At 74.1% G+C, this 19,221-nt stretch carries 15 protein-coding genes; 8 read left to right on the forward strand and 7 right to left on the reverse strand.

The features are described 5' to 3' along the window. Nucleotides 1-20 precede the first annotated feature (20 nt). The 3 genes from IRQ30_RS10240 to IRQ30_RS10250 form a co-directional block, all read right to left on the reverse strand. The gene (locus tag IRQ30_RS10240; protein WP_193612794.1) at nucleotides 21-257 is read right to left on the reverse strand and encodes a DUF1059 domain-containing protein; all 237 of its coding nucleotides are present in this window, start codon (nucleotides 255-257) and stop codon (nucleotides 21-23) included. A gap of 67 nt (nucleotides 258-324) precedes the next feature. After that, nucleotides 325-1,161 carry a sigma-70 family RNA polymerase sigma factor gene (locus tag IRQ30_RS10245; protein ID WP_193612795.1) on the reverse strand — a complete coding sequence of 279 codons (837 nt, stop codon included), beginning with the start codon at nucleotides 1,159-1,161 and terminating at the stop codon, nucleotides 325-327. Nucleotides 1,162-1,233: 72 nt separating this feature from the next. After that, nucleotides 1,234-1,716, reverse strand: coding sequence for a hypothetical protein (locus tag IRQ30_RS10250; protein ID WP_193612796.1), 483 nt, complete (start codon nucleotides 1,714-1,716; stop codon nucleotides 1,234-1,236). Between the two features lie 57 nt (nucleotides 1,717-1,773). Between IRQ30_RS10250 and IRQ30_RS10255 the strand changes: the two genes are divergently transcribed. After that, nucleotides 1,774-2,190 (forward strand): PPOX class F420-dependent oxidoreductase, encoded by a 417-nt coding sequence (locus tag IRQ30_RS10255; protein ID WP_193612797.1) that lies wholly within the window; start codon nucleotides 1,774-1,776, stop codon nucleotides 2,188-2,190. Between the two features lie 29 nt (nucleotides 2,191-2,219). On the opposite strand, the gene IRQ30_RS10260 is transcribed toward IRQ30_RS10255, so the two are convergent. Continuing rightward, a complete protein-coding gene (locus tag IRQ30_RS10260) occupies nucleotides 2,220-2,825 on the reverse strand; it encodes a TetR/AcrR family transcriptional regulator (RefSeq protein ID WP_193612798.1) in 606 nt (201 codons plus the stop codon). 95 nt (nucleotides 2,826-2,920) lie between these two features. Here IRQ30_RS10260 and IRQ30_RS10265 point away from each other — a divergent pair, with 95 nt between their 5' ends. The 3 genes from IRQ30_RS10265 (at nucleotide 2,921) to IRQ30_RS10275 (ending at nucleotide 6,196) form a co-directional block, all read left to right on the forward strand. Further along, a complete protein-coding gene (locus IRQ30_RS10265; protein ID WP_193612799.1) occupies nucleotides 2,921-3,961 on the forward strand; it encodes an NAD(P)-dependent alcohol dehydrogenase in 1,041 nt (346 codons plus the stop codon). Between the two features lie 163 nt (nucleotides 3,962-4,124). Next, nucleotides 4,125-5,699 carry a BCCT family transporter gene (locus IRQ30_RS10270; protein ID WP_193612800.1) on the forward strand — a complete coding sequence of 525 codons (1,575 nt, stop codon included), beginning with the start codon at nucleotides 4,125-4,127 and terminating at the stop codon, nucleotides 5,697-5,699. Further along, a complete protein-coding gene (locus tag IRQ30_RS10275) occupies nucleotides 5,696-6,196 on the forward strand; it encodes an Hsp20/alpha crystallin family protein (protein WP_193612801.1) in 501 nt (166 codons plus the stop codon). Before IRQ30_RS10270 ends, IRQ30_RS10275 begins: the two co-directional genes overlap by 4 nt. 9 nt (nucleotides 6,197-6,205) lie before the next feature. Here IRQ30_RS10275 and IRQ30_RS10280 read toward each other — a convergent pair whose 3' ends face one another. Continuing rightward, complete coding sequence (locus IRQ30_RS10280; RefSeq protein ID WP_420827602.1) at nucleotides 6,206-7,096, reverse strand: formylglycine-generating enzyme family protein; 891 nt, start codon at nucleotides 7,094-7,096, stop codon at nucleotides 6,206-6,208. Then, the gene (locus tag IRQ30_RS10285; RefSeq protein ID WP_193612802.1) at nucleotides 7,093-9,426 is read right to left on the reverse strand and encodes a sulfatase-like hydrolase/transferase; all 2,334 of its coding nucleotides are present in this window, start codon (nucleotides 9,424-9,426) and stop codon (nucleotides 7,093-7,095) included. The genes IRQ30_RS10280 and IRQ30_RS10285 overlap by 4 nt, the downstream gene beginning before the upstream one ends. A gap of 193 nt (nucleotides 9,427-9,619) precedes the next feature. Between IRQ30_RS10285 and recC the strand changes: the two genes are divergently transcribed. Genes recC through IRQ30_RS10305 form a run of 4 tightly spaced genes read left to right on the forward strand, consistent with a single transcriptional unit; the run spans nucleotide 9,620 to nucleotide 18,709 of the window. Next, the gene (gene recC, locus IRQ30_RS10290) at nucleotides 9,620-12,955 is read left to right on the forward strand and encodes an exodeoxyribonuclease V subunit gamma (protein WP_193612803.1); all 3,336 of its coding nucleotides are present in this window, start codon (nucleotides 9,620-9,622) and stop codon (nucleotides 12,953-12,955) included. After that, complete coding sequence (locus tag IRQ30_RS10295) at nucleotides 12,955-16,296, forward strand: UvrD-helicase domain-containing protein (protein WP_193612804.1); 3,342 nt, start codon at nucleotides 12,955-12,957, stop codon at nucleotides 16,294-16,296. The genes recC and IRQ30_RS10295 overlap by 1 nt, the downstream gene beginning before the upstream one ends. Further along, nucleotides 16,293-18,053 (forward strand): exodeoxyribonuclease V subunit alpha, encoded by a 1,761-nt coding sequence (gene recD, locus IRQ30_RS10300; RefSeq protein WP_193612805.1) that lies wholly within the window; start codon nucleotides 16,293-16,295, stop codon nucleotides 18,051-18,053. The genes IRQ30_RS10295 and recD overlap by 4 nt, the downstream gene beginning before the upstream one ends. Nucleotides 18,054-18,097: 44 nt before the next feature. Beyond that, on the forward strand, nucleotides 18,098-18,709 hold the full coding sequence (locus tag IRQ30_RS10305; RefSeq protein ID WP_193612806.1) for an ACT domain-containing protein: 612 nt from the start codon (nucleotides 18,098-18,100) through the stop codon (nucleotides 18,707-18,709). A 30-nt stretch (nucleotides 18,710-18,739) separates the two neighbouring features. Here IRQ30_RS10305 and IRQ30_RS10310 read toward each other — a convergent pair whose 3' ends face one another. Continuing rightward, nucleotides 18,740-19,186: a nitroreductase family deazaflavin-dependent oxidoreductase gene (locus tag IRQ30_RS10310; protein ID WP_193607933.1), complete on the reverse strand. Its 447-nt coding sequence runs from the start codon at nucleotides 19,184-19,186 to the stop codon at nucleotides 18,740-18,742. Nucleotides 19,187-19,221 lie beyond the last annotated feature (35 nt).

Genomic DNA, 19,221 nt, shown 5'->3' on the forward strand with positions numbered 1-19,221 from the left:
CGCCCGGCGGGGTGGGCGGCTCAGTCCTCCGGGAGGTCGGCGAAGGCCTGCTTCGTGTCGCGGTACCAGCCCAGCGACCGCTTCGGGTGGCGCCAGCGGCTCTTCATCGCGTCGCGCGCCTCCTGGTGCGACGCGTCGCCGGCCTTCTCGGCCTCCTTGAGGTGCCGGTCCTGGGCGTTGATGACGTCGTCGGCGCTCTCGCCGTGGTGGGCGAGCTCGCACGGGCCGCCGAGATCGCGGCAGGTCATGGTCTTCATGGCTTCTCCTGGTGTCGTGGGACGGGTGCTGTGGTGCTGACGCGCGGGGCGCCGAGGGTGTGACCGCTCAGTCGCGGGTGCGGCCGCCGTCGCGGCGCACGACCCGCGACAGCACGTCGGGCTCGGCGCGGAAGGTGATGGCACGCACGAGGCCCTCGGCGACGGTGAAGTCGAAGACGACCCTGGCCTCGCCGAGGTGGAACCACGCGGTGCCCGGGCGGTCGCCGACGAAGACCGGGAGCGCGGCCTGGGCGCTGCCGTTGAAGAACGTCGCCACCTCGTCACGGCCCTCGATGCGCTGCGGGGTGCCGGCCAGCACGGCGGCGTCGTCGGCGGAGACGGTGGCGTCGGGGGCCAGCATCCGCAGCAGGCGCTCGAACTCGCCGCTCTTGGCCGCGGCCATGAACGCGTCGACGACCTCCCAGTCGGCCAATCGGTCCTCGGGGGCGGGCTGGGCGACCTTGGCGCGAGCGCGCGAGGCGAGCTTGCGCGCGGCCGCCGGGGTCGTGTCGAGGACCGAGGCGATCGTCGGGAACTCGAAGCCGAAGCTGTCGTGCAGCACGAAGGCGACCCGCTCGCGCGGCGAGAGCCGCTCGAGGACGACGTGGAGAGCGAGCCCCACGGTGTCGGCGAGGGCCACCTCGTCGGCCGGGTCGCCGACGGTCTCTCCGGGGTCGAGGTCGTCGACCGGGACCGGCGTGCGGGCGCGCAGCCGGTCCAGGCACAGCCGTGTCGTCACGGTCGTGAGCCACGCCGGCAGGCTCTCGATCTCGGCGTCCGTCCCGTGCAGGCGCAGCCACGCCTGCTGCACGACGTCCTGGGCCTCCACGGGGTCGCCGAGCACGCGGCTCGCGATCCCGATCAGGCGCGGTCGCTCCGCCTCGAACTCCTCGGTCTGGTCCACGGTCGGCACCCTTCCACGTCGGCTGGTCTCGTCTCACTGACGCGCGAGCCGGGACAGGTGTGACCACCGGGGTCAGCCGCGGTGGAAGAACATCTGCCAGTTGAGCGCCCAGGTGGTGCCGCCGTCGTAGGAGAACGACTGCTGCCAGCGCGGCAGGTCGGGGTCCTCGGCGAACCAGTCGAAGCGGACCAGCGTGGGGCGCCCCGCGACCGTGTCGACGGCCTCGAAGACGCCGTGGGTGCCGTCGAACCTGCCGACGACCGGGGTGTCGAGGACCCCCGGCGCTCGCGTCGAGCTCCACCAGATCCGCCAGGTCCCGTCGGTGGGGTCGAACAGGCGCAACGTGATGGCCTCGAACGGCGGGGCGCTGTCGGCGGGGGTGGGCACGCTCATCTGGTCGACGTGGCCGATCCCGCCGAGGACCGGGGCGACGACGCTGGTCGCGTCGAACTCGACCCACTCGTCGCAGTCGGGGTCGGTGACGTCGACGAGCTTGCGGTTGCGGACCGACCAGCGCCCGAGGACGAAGTCGAAGTCGTGCTGTGAGGAGGACATGTCGCGACGGTAGGGCCAGGCTCCGACAGCCCTTCCTGCGTCGGGGAGCATGGTCCCATGAGCTCCCCGACCGCCGTCCCCCTTCCCGACGAGCTCGTGCGACTGCTGCGCTCGGGCGCCACCTGCTACCTCGCGACGACCATGCCGGACGGCTCGCCCCAGCTCACGCAGACCTGGGTCGACGTCGACGCCGAGGGCGCGCACGTCCTGGTCAACACCGTGGTGACCCACCAGAAGGCGCGCAACGTCACCCGCGACCCGCGGGTCTCGCTGGCGGTGTCCGACCCCGCGAACCCCAGCCGCTACCACGAGATCCGGGGCGTGGTCAGCGACGCGACCACCGACGGCGGGGCCGAGCACATCGAGATGCTCGCGCAGCGCTACACCGGCGGCCCCTACCCCTGGTACGGCGGCCGCGACCAGCAGCGTCTCGTCCTCACGATCACCCCGCAGCGCCTGCACTCCATGGGCTGAGCCCGCGGGCCGCGGGTCGTGCTCGGCGCTCAGCCGTCGGCGGCGAAGACCCGGCGCACGGACTCGCGCAGCAGCTCGCGTCGCTGGCGGTGGACGCGGGCCGGCTCGGAGGCGGTGGCGGCGTAGACGTTGCTGACGGGCGACCAGGCCATGGACATGGAGATCACCATGGCCATCACGTCGAACGGCTCCGCGCCGGGGAGCGGGCGGATCCCGCCCGACTCCTGGGCCGACGCGATCGCCGCCAGCTTGGCCTCGTCCAGGCGGTCCTCGGTGAGGTGCCCGGTGGGGCGGCGCTCGAGGCGCGACCAGGTGGCCAGCCGGATCAGCTCGGGGTGCGCGATGTACTCGTCGTAGAGCCGCACCGCCCAGTCGGCGAGGTCGTCGGCGGAGATCGGCACGACCTCGACGATGCGCTCGAGCGACTCGCGGAAGACGGTGTCGAAGAGCCGGTCCTTGCTGCCGAAGTAGGCGTAGAGCTGCGCCTTGTTGGAGCTGGCGGCCGCCGCGATCCGGTCGACGCGCGCCCCGGCGATGCCGTGCTCGGCGAACTCCGCGGTCGCCGCGTCCATGATCCGTCGTCGCGTGGCCTCGCCCTTGGGGGTCGGCGCGACGGTCGGCTCGGGCGGGGTCATGCGCCGAGATTACCAACCGGTCGGTTTGGAATCCGGGAGTCGTCGTGGTTGAGTGTTGGAACCAACCAACTAGTTTGTTTCTTTAAGGGGACACCATGCGCGAGACCCAGGCCTTCCAGGCAGCCGCCCCCGGCGCGGCGCTCGAGCTCGTGAGCATCGAGCGCCGTGACCTGCGGCCGGACGACGTCGCCGTGCGCGTGACCCACTGCGGGGTCTGCCACACCGACCTGCACGCGCTGAAGGCGCGGGACGCCGACGCCTTCCCGGTCGTCCCCGGCCACGAGTTCGTGGGCGAGGTCGCCGCGGTCGGCGCCGACGTGACGGCGTTCGCGGTGGGCGACCCGGTCGCCGTGGGCAACATCGTCGACTCCTGCGGGGTGTGCGCGATGTGCGAGATCGGCCAGGAGAACTTCTGCGTGGAGTACCCCACGCTCACCTACGGCGGCCGCGACCGGACCGACGGCACCGTGACGAGCGGCGGCTACTCCGCCGAGTACGTCGTGCGGGAGGGGTTCGTCTACCGCCGCCCGCCCGGGCTCGACCCGGCCGCCGTCGCGCCGTTGATGTGTGCCGGCATCACCGTCTGGGAGCCGCTGCGGCAGTGGGGCGTGGGCGAGGGCACGACGGTCGGCGTGGTCGGCCTGGGCGGGCTCGGCCACCTCGCGGTCAAGCTCGCGCACGCGCTCGGCGCGCGGGTCACGGTGTTCACGACCTCGCCGCGCAAGGCCGACGACGCGCGCGCCCTGGGCGCCGACGACGTCGTCGTCTCGACGGACGCGCAGGACATGGCCCGCGTGGCCGGGACCCTGGAGCTGGTGATCGACACGGTGTCGGCCGAGCACGACCTGGGCCCCTACCTCGCCGCCGTGGCCCTCGACGGCACCCTCTGCTCGGTCGGCCACCTCGGGCCGGTGACGGTCGAGACGCTCGCGCTCCTGATCGGCCGCAAGCGCTTGAGCTCCAGCGGCAGCGGCGGCCGGCCGGCCACCCAGGAGCTGCTGGACTTCTGCGGCGAGCACGGCATCACCGCCGACGTGGAGGTGCTGCCGTCGCGCCAGGTCGCGACCGCGCTCGAGCGGCTGGAGCGCAACGACGTGCGCTACCGGTTCGTGCTCGACCTCGCCGACCTGGGCTGACCTGGGCTGACCTGGACCGACCTGGGGCGCCGGCGAGCGATAGGGAGCGCCTACCGGCCATCTCGGCGGTGTCACATTGACACCCGCGGGGCGACGCGACGAGGGTGGTCGCCCACCTCGGGTCCGACCGGCCGGCCCAGGACGTGATGCTCTGGGGGCACGGATGAAGCGGTACCTGAAGGACGTCGACCCTCCGGTCTTCTGGGGGTCGGCGGCCCTGATCGCGGTCTTCGTGGGCTGGGGGCTGGTCCGCCCGAACGGCCTGAAATCGGTCATGGACACCACGCTCGGCTGGGTGGTCGGCAACTTCGGATGGGCGTTCATCCTGGTCGCCACCGGCGTCCTGGTCCTCTGCGTGGTGCTCGCGGTCTCGCCGTGGGGCCGGATCCGGCTGGGACCCGACGACTCGCGACCCGACTTCAAGACGTTCTCCTGGGTCTCGATGATGTTCGCCGCCGGCCTCGGCGCGGGCCTGCTCTTCTACGGCATCTCCGAGCCCATCGCCCACTGGAACACCCCGCCCCACCAGCTCGCCGAGCCGCAGAGCGAGGAGGCGACGCTCACCGCGCTGCGCTACACCTACTTCCACTGGGGCTTCAACGGCTGGGCGATGTACGCCGTCATGGGCGGCGCCATGGCCTACTTCGGCTACCGCAAGAACCAGCCGATCCTGGTCAGCTCGACGTTCTCCCCGATCCTCGGCCCCGACGCGTCCACGCGGCCGATCGGCCGGCTCATCGACGCCCTGGCGATCGTGGCCACCCTGTTCGGCACGGCCACCGCGCTCGGCCTCAACGGGCTCCAGCTCAACAGCGGTCTGCACTACCTCTTCGACGTGAAGCAGAAGGACAGCGTCGCGGTCCTGATCATCGTCGTGGTCACCGCGCTCTTCCTGCTCTCGGCCGTCTCCGGGGTCGAGAAGGGGATCAACTACCTGGCCAACCTGGGGGCCTTCGCCACGATCGGGCTCTTCGTGTTCTTCCTCGTCGTCGGCGGGTCCACGGTCCTGGTGATCTCCAACGGCATCGAGTCGATCGGCACCTACATCATCCAGGTGCTGCCGATGTCGCTGGAGACCGGCGTCGGCGACGAGCAGTGGATGGCCAAGAACACGATCTTCTACTGGTCCTGGTGGGTCTCCTGGGCGCCGTTCGTGGGCATGTTCGTCGCCCGCATCTCCCGCGGGCGCACCATCCGGGAGTTCATCGTCGGGGTCGTCGCGGCGCCCACCGGCTTCGGGTTCTTCTGGTTCGCGATCGTGGGCGGCACCGGCATCGAGCTGCAGCGCAACGGCGAGGCCGACTTCCTGAGCTCGCTGGACACGCCCGAGCTGTCGCTCTTCACCGCGCTCGACGTGCTGCCGCTGCCGGTGCTCAGCTCGGCGCTGTGCATCCTGCTGATCGCGCTCTTCTTCATCAGCGGCGCCGACGCGGCGTCGGTGGTGATGGCCACGCTGGCCTCCCGCGGCTCGCTCACCCCGCCCAAGCTCGTCATCGTCGTGCTCGGCGTCCTGATGGGTGGCATCGCCTGCGCGATGCTGCTGGTCGGGGGGCTCGCCGCCCTGCAGCAGGCGGCGGTGCTGGGCTCGGTGCCGTTCACGATCGTCCTGGTGGGCGTGGCCTACTGCTGGGTCAAGGCGCTGCGCGAGGAGACCCGGGCGCCCCGTGACGAGCCGCACGACGCCGAGCCCGTGACGTCGGCGCCCGCCCGACGCGTCGAGACCGAGGAGACCCGATGAGCGAGCACCGCAACCCCTTCGAGGGCGTCACCGACTTCTTCAGCGAGCTCTCGCGGATGCGCTCGGTCGGCCTGCACGGCCGGGGCGAGCACGGCGTGGAGGTCTCCGAGCGCACGCACGCCTCGGCGTGGGTGCCGTCGACCGACATCCTGTCCCACGGCGACGACCTGGTGATCCGCGTCGAGCTCGCCGGGGTCGACCCCGCCGACGTCGACGTGAGCTTCAGCCACGGGGTGCTCACCGTCTCGGGCACGCGACCCACCGGGGCGGACGACGAGTCGGCGCAATTCCTCATCCGCGAGCGCTTCCACGGCGCCTTCCGGCGCGCGGTCACGCTGCCCGAGGGCACCGAGGCCGAGCAGATCCACGCGGTGTTCGACGACGGTCTCGTGGAGATCACGGTCGCCGGCGCGGTCGCCGCCACCGACGGCACCCGCATCGAGATCGCCGACCGCTCCTCCGGCGCCACGTCGCGCGAGGTGCGCACGGTCGACTGAGCCGGTGGCTCAGACGTCGGCGGCCAGCCGGAAGCCCAGGTTGCCGGTGCTCGAGTCGGGCGAGTGCGGCTGTCGCGCCGAGACCCGGTAGCGGCGGCAGTACGACGCGTGGCACAGGTAGGAGCCGCCGCGGCTGACCGCGCTGCCGTCGGCGTCCGACCAGGCGCCGGAGCACCACTCCCACACGTTGCCGGTCACGTTGTGCAGGCCGTGGTCGTTGGGTGCGAACGCGTCCACCGGGCAGGTGCCGCGCCAGCCGTCCGCGGCGGTGTCCTGCTCGGGGAAGCGGCCCTGCCACACGTTCATCCGGTGCTCGCCGCCCGGCTCCAGCTCCGAGCCCCACGGGAAGGGCCGGCCCACGAGCCCGCCCCGGGCGGCGTGCTCCCACTCGGCCTCGGTCGGCAGCCGGGCGCCCCGCCAGGCGGCGTACGCCTCGGCGTCGGTGCGCGAGACGTGGACGACGGGGTGGTCGCCCCGCTCGCGCAGGTCGCTGTGCGGGCCCTCGGGGTGGGCCCAGTCGGCGCCCGGGACCTGGCGCCACCACGGCGCGGCCGCGACGCCACGGGTAGGCGGGAAGTCGTCGGGCAGGAAGGCGCCGAAGACGAAGGACCAGCCGTAGCGCTCCGCGTCGGTGCGGTAGCCGGTCGCTGCGACGAACTCTCCGAACTCCGTCGTCGTCACCGCGCACCGCGCGACGCGGTAGGGCGCGAGCGTCACCTCGCGCACCGGCCACTCCTCGGGGTGGTCGGGGTCGTCGCTGCCGTGCTGCGCCAGCCCACCGGGGAGGGTGACCAGGCCTGCGGGCTCCCCGGGGGTTGCGGAAGGACGGAGTCCTGCCTCGACACCCCTGACGGCAGGGCCGTCCCCCTCGTCCCGCGAGGGCGCGCAGCAGCCGCTCACTGGTGGACCATCACGGCGCGGGCGCGCTCCTCGTCGCTGCCGGGGTCGGCCACGCCGGCCAGGTCGAAGCGGACCCGGTGGATGAGCCCCTCGAACCGGTTGTGCACCGCCCGGTAGTCGTCGGTGACGGGCGTCCCGCGGTCGACGCCGACGTTGAACGTCTCGTCGAAGGAGAAGTAGTAGCCCGTGGTGACCGGGACCCGGCCCGTGCCCACGGCCTCGCCGTCGACCTCGAGCGTGACCTCGGCCCCGCTGCCCGGCGGCCCGCCGTCGTAGGCGAACCGCACGACCAGGTCGTGGCGTCCCGGCACCATCGGCGCGGTCCCGCGCACGGTGGTGAGGTCGCGGCCGGCGAAGTTGTAGGCGTAGTGGGGCACGCCGTTGACGACGTACAGGGACCACCCGCCGAACCGCCCGCCCTGCGCGACCACCACGCCGTTGCTGCCCGTGTGGACCTCGAGGTCGGCGGTGATCAGGTGGGTGCGGTTCTTGACGTTGGGCGCGGCCTCCTCCGAGAGACGGCGGACGCGGGGGCCGAAGGAGAGCGAGGTGCGCCCGGCGTGCAGGTCGAGGCGGCCGGCGACCTCGGGGTTCTCGCGCTCGGTGACCCGCGCGTCGAGCGGCAGCACGTGGTGCCGCTCGGCCTCGCGGAGGAACACCTCCTGCAGCTCGCGCAGCCGCTCGGGGTGATCGGCGGCCACGTCGTGGGCCTGGCTCCAGTCGGTGTCGAGGTGGTAGAGCTCCCAGACGTCGTCGTCGAAGGACCGCTCGCCGGAGCCGACCATCTCCCACGGCGTGCCGTGCCGGGTGACGGCCGCCCAGCCGTCCTGGTAGATGCCGCGGTTGCCGACCATCTCGAAGTACTGCGTGCGGGGGCGGTCGGGCGCGTCCACCTCGTCGAAGGTGTAGCGCAGGCTCGTGCCCTCGATCGGCTGCTGCTCGGTGCCGTTGAAGGTGGTCGGCGCGGGCAGGCCGGTCGCCTCCAGGATCGTGGGCAGCACGTCGATGACGTGGTGCCACTGGTGGCGGACCTCGCCGCGCCCGGCGATCTCGTCGCCCCAGCGCACGATCATCCCGTCCCGGATCCCGCCGAGGTGCGAGGCGACCTGCTTGGTCCAGGGGTACGGCGTGTTCATCGCCAGCGCCCAGCCGACCGGGTAGATCGGGTACGTCGAGGCGGAGCCGAGCTCGTCGAGCCGGGCGGCCATGTCGGCGGTGTCGTCCTGGATGCCGTGACCGACCAGGTGCTCGCGGAAGGTGCCGCGGGGCCCGCCCTCGCCGGAGGCGCCGTTGTCGCCGAGGAGGTAGAAGAACAGCGTGTCGTCGAGGACGCCCATGTCGTCGAGCGCGTCGACGAACCGGCCGACCTGGACGTCGGCGTGCTCCGCGAACCCGGCGTAGGTCTCCATGAAGCGCGCGGCGACCCGCCGCTCGGTCTCGTCGAGCTCGTCCCAGTGGGGCACGCCCTCGGCCCACGGCGCCAGCTCCGCGGACTCGGGCACGATGCCGAGCTCCTTCTGCCGGGCCAGCGTCTGCTCGCGCTGGACCTCCCAGCCGGCGTCGAACCGGCCGGCGTACTTGTCGCGCCACTCCGGCGCCACGTGGAACGGCGCGTGCGTGGCGCCGAGCGCGAGGTAGGTGAAGAACGGCCGGTCGGGGGTGATGGCCTGCTGGTTCTCGACCCAGTCGATCGCGTGGTCGACTAGGTCCTCCGAGAGGTGGTAGCCGTCCTCGGGGAGCCGGTCGGGCTCGACGGGGTGCCGGCCGGCGTAGAGCTGGGGGTACCAGTGGTTCATCTCGGCGCCCATGAAGCCGTAGAAGAAGTCGAAGCCCTCACCCATGGGCCAGCGGGTGAACGGCCCCGACGGGCTCACCTCCACCGGCGGGGTCTGGTGCCACTTGCCGAACGCCGCCGTGCAGTAGCCGTTGCCGCCGAGGATCTGGGCGATCGTGGCCGCGCTGGCCGGCCGGTAGCCGTGGTAGCCGGGCTCCGGCGTCGACATCTCCGAGGTCACGCCCATGCCGACCGAGTGGTGGTTGCGGCCGGTCAGCAGCGCCTGCCGGGTGGGGGAGCACAGCGAGGTGACGTGGAAGCGGCTGTAGCGCAGCCCCTCCCCGGCCAGCCGCTCCGCCGTCGGCATCTCGCACGGACCGCCGTACGCCGTCGAGGCGCCGTAGCCCATGTCGTCGATCAGCACGATCACGACGTTCGGCGCGCCCTTGCCCGGTTGCACCGGCCCGATCGGCCGCGCGGACGTGTCGACGTCGAGGGGGAGCCGGGTGCGGTCGCGCTCGCGGTCGCCGGGACGGGGGACGTCGCTGGTGGTCACCCTGCACTGTGGCGAACTCCGGCGTGGGTGCGCAATCGGCGCGCCCGGGTGGGGCGGGTGGCGTTTCCTCAAGGTATGCAGGCGAAACGTCACTTCCCTCGCTCTGCAGCGCCCGGGAAGTGACGCTTCGGCGACATACCTTGGTGAAACCGCCGCCGACCACTGTCGCCCCCCGCCACTAGGGTCGGCGGCGATGACGCTGCACCTCCACCGCGCTCCGCGCACCGACCAGCTCGCCGACGCGCTCGGCGAGATGCTCGCCGTGCCGCTGGCCGACCCGTTCGCGGAGGAGGTCGTGGTCGTGCCCGCCAAGGGGGTGGAGCGGTGGCTGACCCAGCGGCTCTCGCACCGGCTGGGCGCGGGCGAGCGCGGCGGCGACGGGGTGTGCGCGGGCGTGCGGTTCCTCAACCCCCGCTCGCTGGTCAGCCTGCTGCTCGACCGCGAGCGCGACGACGTGTGGGACCCCGACCGCCTCGTGTGGCCGCTGCTCGCCACGATCGACGACAGCCTCGACGAGCCGTGGTGCGCCACGCTCGCCGCCCACCTCGGCCACGGCCTCGACGGCGACGAGGGGCTGCTGCGCCGCAACCGTCGCTACTCCGTCGCTCGGCGGCTCGCCGGGCTCTACGCGTCGTACGCCGTCCAGCGGCCGAGCCTCGTGACCGACTGGCGCGAGGGCCGCGACACCGACGGTGCGGGCGCTGCGCTCGACGACGACCTCGCCTGGCAGCCCATGCTGTGGCGCCGGCTCCTGGAGCGGGTCAACGTCGACCCGCCCGACGTCCGCCACGCCCGCACCCTCGAGGCGCTGGCGGCCGGTGGTGACGGGCTCGACCTGCCGGAGCGGCTCAGCCTGTTCGGCCACACCCGGCTGCCCGTGACCGAGGTGTCGCTGCTGCGGGCCCTCGGCGAGCGCCGCGACGTCCACCTCTGGCTGCCCCAGCCGTCACCGGCGCTGTGGGACGCCCTCACCGGCGTCGGCGGTGTCGTCGCCCGCGAGGACGACGAGTCCGCCGACCTCGTCGGCCACCCGCTGCTCGCCTCGCTCGGCCGCGACACCCGCGAGCTGCGGCGCGCCCTCGACGGCCTCGACGCGCCTGCCACGCCCCGGGACCGGGTGCCCGAGCGCGACACCCTCCTGGGCTGGCTCCAGGGCGACCTGCGCGCCAACCGCGCCCCCGACCCGGCGCTGCGGGCGGGCCGCGTCCACGACCCCGACGACCGCAGCCTCCAGGTCCACGCCTGCCACGGCCCGGCCCGCCAGGTCGACGCGCTGCGCGAGGCGCTCGTCGGACTGCTGCAGGACGACCCGACGCTGGAGCCGCGCGACATCGTCGTGATGTGCCCCGACATCGAGACCTACGCGCCGCTGATCTCGGCGGGCTTCGGCCTCGCCGACGTCGTCGACGGCAGCGACCGCGACGGCCACCCCGCCCACCGGCTGCGGGTCCGGCTGGCCGACCGCGCCCTCAGCAGCACCAACCCGCTGCTCGCCGTCGCGGCGAGCCTGGTCGAGCTGGCGGGCGGACGCGTGACGGCCAGCGAGGTGCTCGACCTGGCGGCGACCGAGCCGGTGCGGCTGCGGTTCGGCCTGAGCGACGACGACCTCGCGCGGGTCACCTCGTGGGTCGCCGAGGCCGGCATCCGCTGGGGCCTGGACGCCGAGCAGCGGGCGTCGTTCGACATGCAGCGCTTCGAGCACAACACCTGGCGCGCCGGCCTCGACCGGATCCTGCTGGGCGTGGCGATGAGCGGCGACGACCACCACCACCTCGGCCGAGGGCTGCCCCTCGACGACGTCGGCAGCGACGACATCGAGCTCGCCGGCCGGCTCGCCGAGCTGGTGCACCGGCTCGACACCTGCCTGCAGGCGATGGTCGCGGCGACCACCGTCGCCGACTGGATGGCCGCGCTGCGCGACGGCGTGCGCGGCGTCGCCGACGTCTCCGCCGACGACGCCTGGCAGGTCCCGCAGCTCGAGCGCGAGCTCGCCCGCGCCACCGACGCCACCGGCGGCGCGCGCGACAGCGGCGTCGAGCTGCGCCTCGCCGACGTCCGCGCGATGCTCCAGGCCCGGCTGGGCGGCCGGCCCACGCGCGCCAACTTCCGCACCGGCACGCTGACGGTCTGCACGATGGTCCCGATGCGCTCGGTGCCCCACCGCGTGGTCTGCCTGGTGGGCCTCGACGACGGCGACTTCCCGCGGGTCGGCGCGCTCGACGGCGACGACGCGCTGGCGCGGCGCCCGCTCACCGGCGAGCGCGACCCCCGCAGCGAGGACCGGCAGCTGCTCCTCGACGCCGTCCTGGCCGCGAGCGAGACCCTCGTCATCACCTACACCGGCGCCAACGAGCACTCCGGGGCCCCGCGCCCGCCTGCCGTGCCCCTGGGCGAGATCCTCGACGCCGCCGACCGCACCTCCTCGGCGCCCGTGCGCGACGCGATCCGCGTGCGCCACCCGCTCCAGCCCCACGACGTGCGCAACTTCGCGCCCGGCGGCATCGCGGGGGAGCGGCCGTTCAGCTTCGACCGCGCCGCGCTGTCCGGTGCCCGCGCCGTGGTCGGCCCTCGCCGCCCGGTCCCGCCGTTCCTCGACGGGGCCCTGCCCGACCGCGGCCCCGGCGACGTGACGCTGCTGGACCTCAAGGCCTTCCTCAGCCACCCCGTGCGCACGTTCCTGCGCCAGCGCCTCGTGGTGTCCGCGCCGCTGGACGCCGACGAGGTCGGCGACGCGATCCCGATCGACCTCGACGCGCTCGAGAAGTGGGGCGTCGGCGACCGGCTGCTGCGCGAGGTGATGGCCGGCGCCGACCCGACCGCGGTGATGCTCGCCGAGCAGCTGCGCGGCACGCTCCCGCCCGGCGCCCTCGGCACCCGCTCCCTCACCGAGGTCGTCCAGGAGTCCCAGCGGCTCCTCGCCCGCACCGAGGACCTGCGCGCCGGCGAGGTGCGCTCGGTCGACGTGGACGTCGACCTCGGCGGCGGCCGGCGCCTCACCGGCACCGTCCCCGGCGTCTACGGCAACAAGCTCGTCACCCTCGGCTACTCCCGGCTCAAGGCCCGGCAGCGGCTGCTGGCCTGGGTGGACCTGCTGGCTCTCAGCGCCGGCCACCCCGACGCCCACTGGACCTCCCACGCCGTCGGGCGCGACAAGGCCGGCCCGAAGCGCGCGCTCGCCGGACCCCTCGACCACCGCGCCGTCGACCACCTGCGCCGCCTCGTCGAGCTGCGCGACCTCGGCCTGCGCCGCCCTCTGCCCGCCCCGCTCGCCACGGCCAACGCCTGGGCCGAGGCCCGCGCCCTCGAGCAGCGGGGCAGCGACCGCCCGCCCGCCGTGGCCGCGGCCCGCGAGTGGGTCACCGACCCCAACAACAGCTGGGGCATCACCGGCGAGGACGCCGACGTCTCCCACGTGCAGGTCTACGGCGAGCGCGCGCCGCTCGAGGCGCTGGTCGACGCCGGCCTGCCGACGTACGCCGCGGCGATCTGGGAGCCGGTCCTCGAGCACGAGCGGGTGGGACCCCTCTGATGAGCCCCGCGACGACCGACCAGCCCTTCGACATCCGCGACCCGCTCCCCACGGGCACGACCCTGCTCGAGGCCAGCGCCGGCACGGGCAAGACCTGGACGATCGGCGCGCTCGTCACGCGCTACGTCGCCGAGGGCGAGGCGACGCTCGACCAGATGCTGGTGGTGACGTTCGGACGCGCGGCCAGCCAGGAGCTGCGCGAGCGGGTGCGGGCCCAGCTCGTCGAGGCCGAGCGGGCGCTCGCGGCCGAGCAGCTGCTGCCCGTGGAGCCCTCCGACCTGGTCGACCTGCTGCTCGACTGCGACGCCGACGAGCGGGTGCGCCGCCACCGGCGGGTCACCCACGCGCTGGCGACGTTCGACGCGGCGACGATCGCGACGACCCACCAGTTCTGCAGCCTCGTGCTCGACTCGCTGGGCGTCGCCGGCGACACCGACTCCCAGGCCCGGCTCGTCGAGGACCTCGACGACCTGCTCGGCGAGGTCGTCGACGACCTCTACCTCCGCGCCTTCGCCTACGCCGGCGACGACCCGGTCTTCTCGCGCGACGAGGCCCTCGCGATCGCGCGCACGGCGGTCGGCGACCCGCAGGCCGAGCTGCACCCGCCCGACGACGACCCGGCGACGCCGGCGGGCCGGCGGGTGCGCTTCGCGCGGGCCGTGCGCGACGAGATGGAGCGCCGCAAGCGCCGCCTCGGGATCCTGTCCTACGACGACCTGCTCAGCCAGCTCGCCGACGCGCTCGAGCACCCCGAGGCGCCGGCCCGCGCGCGGATGCGGCAGCGCTGGCAGATCGTGCTGGTCGACGAGTTCCAGGACACCGACCCCGTGCAGTGGAACGTCCTCGACCGCGCGTTCACCGGCCACGCCACGATGGTGCTGATCGGCGACCCCAAGCAGGCCATCTACGCCTTCCGCGGCGGTGACGTCACGACCTACCTCGACGCGGCGGGCAGCGCCACCACCCGCAAGACCCTGGCCGTCAACTGGCGCAGCGACGCGGCGCTGCTCGACTCCTTCCAGACGGTGCTGGCCGGCGCCGAGCTCGGCGACCCGCAGATCGTGGTGCACGACGTCACCGCCCACCACGCCGGCTCGCGGCTCGCCGGTGCGCCCAGCCAGGCGCCGTTCCGGCTGCGCGTCGTACGCCGCGACCAGCTCGGCCGCCGCGGGTCCAACCCGCTCACCGTGGCCCAGGCCCGGCCCCACATCGCCCAGGACCTCGCCCACGACATCCGCGCCCTGCTGGCCTCGGGGGCGACCTTCGAGGGCCGGCCGATCGAGCCGAGGGACGTCGCGGTGATCAGCTACCGCCACTTCGACCTCGACGCCTGCCGCCGTGCGCTGCAGGAGGTCGGCGTGCCCGCGGTGATCGCGGGCGGCGGCAGCGTCTTCGCGACCCCCGCCGCGGTCGAGTGGCTGGAGCTGCTCGAGGGCATGGAGATGCCCCACCGCAGCCCGCGGGTGCGCACGGCCGCCCTCACCTGCTTCGTCGGCCACACCGCCCGCGGCATCGACGAGGGCGGCGACGCGCTCACCGACGAGGTCGCCGACCTGCTCCGCTCCTACGCCGACGTGCTGGCGCGACGCGGGGTGGCGGCCGTGCTGGAGGCGGCCACCACGGCCGGGCTCCCCGAGCGGGTGCTCGCGCAGGTGGGCGGCGAGCGGCTGCTCACCGACCTGCGCCACATCGGCGAGGTGCTCCACGAGGTCGCCCTCACCGAGCGGCTCGGGCTCGTGGCGCTGCTGGCGTGGCTGCGCCTCCAGGTGGCCGAGGGCCGCGGCGGGCGCGGCGCCGAGCGCACCCGCCGTCTGGACTCCGACGCCGCCGCGGTCCAGCTCGTGACCATCCACGCCAGCAAGGGCCTCGAGTACCCCGTCGTCTACCTCCCGGCGCTGGCCGACCGCAACCTGCCCACGCCCTCGACCCCGCTCTTCCACGACGCCGAGCACCAGCGCTGCGTCGCGGTGGGTGGCGAGACCGGCTCGACGTGGAGCGAGGCCGTGCGCCGCTGGCGCGACGAGGAGGCCGGCGAGTGGCTGCGGCTGCTCTACGTCGCGATCACCCGCGCGCAGTCGCAGGTCGTCTGCTGGTGGGCGCCGACGCGCAACACGCCCGCCTCGCCGCTCCAGCGGATGATCCAGGGCCGCCGGCCCGGCATGGCCGCGGTGCCCGACGAGTTCGCCAACCGCACCGACGACGAGGCGGCGGAGTTCTTCGCCCGCTGGCACGCCGCCGGCGGGCCGACCCCCGAGCCCGCCGTCCCGGCCGAGCCCGGCGCCGAGCCGCCGCGCGCCGAGACCCCGTCGCTGGCCGCGCGCGACTTCACGCGCGACGTCGACGTCACGTGGCGCCGTACGTCGTACTCCTCGCTCTCGGCGGTCGAGCTCGCCGCGGCGCCCGCGGGGCTGGTCGCCAGCGAGCCCGAGGTGGCGGCCAAGGACGACGAGGCGATGACGGGCGACCCGGTGGTGTCCGTGGCCCCCGAGGCGTCGGTGCCGTCCCCCATGGCCGACCTGCCGGTGGGTGCGACGTTCGGCTCGCTCGTCCACGCCGTCCTCGAGCACACCGACCCCGACGCCCCCGACCTGCGCGCGGAGATCCTCGACCACCTCGACGAGCAGCTGGTGTGGTGGCCGGTCGAGCTGGACCGCGAGGAGCTGGCCGACGCGCTGGTGGCGGTCTGCGACTCGCCGCTCGGGTCGCTCGCCGACGGCACGACGCTGCGGCAGATCGGGTTGCGCGACCGGCTGCGCGAGCTCGACTTCGAGCTGCCGCTGGCCGGCGGCGACCTCGCGCACCCGCGCCCCGGCGACCCCCGGGTCCGGCTGGGCGACCTCGCGCCGCTGCTGCGCCGCCACCTGCCCGAGGGCGACCCGGTCCGCGGCTACGCCGAGGCGCTCGAGAACCCCGCGCTGGGCGACCAGTCGCTGCTCGGCTACCTCACCGGCTCGGTCGACGTCGTGCTGCGGCTGCCCGGCCCGCGCTACCTGATCGTCGACTACAAGACCAACTGGCTCGGCCCCCGCGACGAGCCGCTCACCGCGCACGCCTACCGGCCGGAGGCGCTCGACGGCGCCATGGGTCACTCCGACTACCCGCTGCAGGCGCTCCTCTACGCCGCCGTCCTGCACCGGTTCCTGCGCTGGCGCCAGCCGGGCTACGACCCCGAGCGGCACCTCGGCGGCGTCCTCTACCTCTACCTGCGCGGCATGTGCGGGCCCGAGACCCCGCTCGTCGACGGCGAGCCGTGCGGGATCTTCTCCTGGCGACCGCCCGTCGCGCTGGTCGAGGAGCTGTCCGACCTGCTGGACGGCGTCGTGGCGGGGGTGCGGTCGTGACCGAGCTGTTCGAGCCCACGAGCGACCGCGACCGGCGTCTGGTCGACGGCGCGACCGGGCTGCTGGGCGATCTCAACCGCGCCGGCGTCGTCGAGGCGGCCGACCTCCACGTCGCCGCCCGGCTGGGCGCGCTCGGCGAGGAGACCGACGAGCGGGTGCTGCTCGCCGCGGCGCTGACCGTGCGCGCCGTACGCCGCGGCTCGGTGTGCCTCGACCTCGCCTCCGTGCCGCTGCTCGACCCGGCGCTGCCGTGGCCCGACGCCGGTGAGTGGACCGTCGCCGTGCGTGCGTCGCCCCTGGTGGCCCGGGGCGCGCTGCGCCTCGAGCACGGCCTGCTCTACCTCGACCGCTACCACCGCCTCGAGAGCCAGGTCTGCGACGACCTGGTCGCGCGGGCCGCGCAGGAGGCGCCGCCGGTCGACGAGGCGGCGCTGACGGCCGCGCTCGAGCGGCTCGCCGACGACCGGTTCAGCGACGAGCAGCGCGCGGCCGCCGTACGAGCGGTCAGGCAGTGGACCACCGTCCTGACCGGCGGCCCCGGCACCGGCAAGACCTCCACCGTCGCCCGCATCCTGGCGCTGCTCGCCGACCAGGCGCGCACCCGCGGCGAGCGGATCTCGATCGCGCTCGCCGCCCCCACCGGCAAGGCCGCCGCGCGGCTCCAGGACGCCGTGACCGAGGCGGTGGGCGGGCTCGAGCCGGCCGACCGCGAGTGGGTCGACCGCACCGACGCGATGACCCTGCACCGGCTGCTCGGCTGGCGCCCCGACAACCGCACCCGCTTCCGCCACGACCGCAGCAACCGGCTCAAGTACGACGTCGTCGTGGTCGACGAGTCCTCCATGGTCGAGCTCACGATGATGGCGCGGCTGCTCGACGCGGTGCGGCTGCGCAGTCGGCTGGTGCTGCTCGGCGACCCCCGTCAGCTCACGTCGGTCGGCGCCGGCGCCGTGCTGTCCGACCTGGTCGCCGGCTACGACGGCGACCCCGCCTCGCCGGTGGCGTCGCTGGTCGTCAACCACCGCTCGGTCGCCGACATCCAGACCCTGGCCGAGGCGCTGCGCGCCGGCGACGCCGACGGCGTGCTCGCCGCGCTGCGGGCGCGCTCGGAGCACGTCGAGTTCGTGGAGACCGACGACGCCGAGTCGGCGCTGCGCGACGACGCCGTGCGCGCGGCGCTCCAGATCCGCGAGGCCGCGGTGCTCGGCGACGCGGCCGGCGCGGTCGAGGCGCTCGACCGGCACCGCCTGCTCTGCGCCCACCGCGAGGGACCGTTCGGCGTACGCCGGTGGAACGCGCAGATCGAGCGCTGGCTCGGCGAGGAGCTCGGACAGGGCATCTACACCGAGTGGTACGCCGGCCGCCCGATCCTGGTGACCACCAACGACCACACGCTGGAGATCTACAACGGCGAGACCGGCGTCGCGGTGCTCGAGGACGGCCGGCTGCGCGCCTACATCGCGGGGGCGGGCGGGCTCAAGGGCTTCGCGCCGGGGCGGCTCGACGCGATCGAGACCATGCACGCGATGACGATCCACAAGAGCCAGGGCAGCCAGGCCGACCGGGTCACCGTGCTCCTGCCCGAGGCCGGGTCGCGGCTGCTGACCCGTGAGCTCTTCTACACCGCCGTCACCCGCGCCCAGCGCCACGTGCGCGTGGTGGGCTCGGAGGCCGCCGTACGTGCGGCGGTGGAGACGCAGGCGCAGCGCGCCACCGGCCTGCGCCAGCGGCTCCTCGCGACGCGCGCCGAGGACTGAGAAACCGAAACGGGCGCGCAACACCGCCGGGTTAGGGTCGTGGCGTGCCCTACCTGCTGCGCGTGGAGCTGCCCGACGTCCCGGGGTCGTTGGGTCGTCTGGCGAGCGCCGTCGGTGAGGCCGGCGGCGACATCGAGGCCATCGAGATCGTCGAGAAGCGCCACGACGGCACCGCCGTCGACGACGTGCTCCTGGAGATGACCGGCGCGACGATGCCCGACTCGATCGTGTCGGCGTGCAACAACCTCGAGGGCGTCAGCGTCGTGTGGATCAGCCGCTACGCCGCGGGCGGCAACCTGTTCCTCGACCTCGAGGCCGTTGAGGACCTCACCGCCCACCCCGGCGAGGCCGTCAACCGCCTCGTCGACCTGCTGCCGATGACGTTCCGCTCCGACTGGGGCATCCGTCTGCACCGCGTCAAGGGCATCCTCTACGGCACGGGCGCGGCGCCCGACGAGCTGGAGTTCGTCGAGCTCGAGCGGCCCGGTCGCCTGGAGTCCCTCGCCGAGGACGTCACCCTCTACGCCGCCGCCCGCCTCGACGGCAACGAGATGCTCGTCATCGGCCGCCACGGCGGCCCCGAGTTCCTCGACTCCGAGATCGCCCGTCTGGGCCACCTCACCGGCCTCGCCCAGTCCATCGCCCGCGTCGGCTGAGGTCGCCGGGACCACCCCGACGAGTGCGGGTCAGGCCTTGCGCTCCAGCAGGAAGACGGGGATCTCGCGGTCGGTCTTCTCCTGGTACTCCGCGTACGGCGCGTACTGCGCCACGCAGCGCTCCCACCACTCGGCGCGCTCGGCGCCCTCGGCGACGCGGGCGACGTAGGTGTGCGGCTCGGGGCCGTCCTGGAGATCGACCTCGGGATGGGCCAGGAAGTTGTGGTACCAGGTCGGGTGCTCGGGGTCGCCACCCTTGGAGGCGACCGCGGCGTAGACGCCGTCCTTCTCGACACGCATCACGGGGTTCTTGCGCAGCTTGCCGGACCTGACGCCCTTCGAGGTGATGACCACGATCGGCCACTCGGGCTTGCCCATGAGGGTGTTGGCCTCCCGGCCGCCGCTGGCCTCGTACTGCTCGACCTGCTCGCGGACCCAGTCGCTCGGGCTGGGCTCGTACTCGCCTTCAAGTGTCATGCCACCCACAAGACCACGTCGGCCCCGGCTATTCC

Source organism: Nocardioides lijunqiniae (genome assembly GCF_015024225.1).
In the GTDB taxonomy this organism is placed as follows: Bacteria; Actinomycetota; Actinomycetes; order Propionibacteriales; family Nocardioidaceae; genus Nocardioides; species Nocardioides lijunqiniae.

Bases quoted from the DNA above. Each gene is read 5' to 3' on its own strand.
- IRQ30_RS10240 (WP_193612794.1), bottom strand. From the start codon at position 257: ATGAAGACCATGACCTGCCGCGATCTCGGCGGCCCGTGCGAGCTCGCC.
- IRQ30_RS10250 (WP_193612796.1), bottom strand. From the start codon at position 1,716: ATGTCCTCCTCACAGCACGACTTCGACTTCGTCCTCGGGCGCTGGTCG.
- IRQ30_RS10255 (WP_193612797.1), top strand. From the start codon at position 1,774: ATGAGCTCCCCGACCGCCGTCCCCCTTCCCGACGAGCTCGTGCGACTG.
- IRQ30_RS10260 (WP_193612798.1), bottom strand. From the start codon at position 2,825: ATGACCCCGCCCGAGCCGACCGTCGCGCCGACCCCCAAGGGCGAGGCC.
- IRQ30_RS10265 (WP_193612799.1), top strand. From the start codon at position 2,921: ATGCGCGAGACCCAGGCCTTCCAGGCAGCCGCCCCCGGCGCGGCGCTC.
- IRQ30_RS10270 (WP_193612800.1), top strand. From the start codon at position 4,125: ATGAAGCGGTACCTGAAGGACGTCGACCCTCCGGTCTTCTGGGGGTCG.
- IRQ30_RS10275 (WP_193612801.1), top strand. From the start codon at position 5,696: ATGAGCGAGCACCGCAACCCCTTCGAGGGCGTCACCGACTTCTTCAGC.
- recC (WP_193612803.1), top strand. From the start codon at position 9,620: ATGACGCTGCACCTCCACCGCGCTCCGCGCACCGACCAGCTCGCCGAC.
- IRQ30_RS10295 (WP_193612804.1), top strand. From the start codon at position 12,955: ATGAGCCCCGCGACGACCGACCAGCCCTTCGACATCCGCGACCCGCTC.
- IRQ30_RS10310 (WP_193607933.1), bottom strand. From the start codon at position 19,186: ATGACACTTGAAGGCGAGTACGAGCCCAGCCCGAGCGACTGGGTCCGC.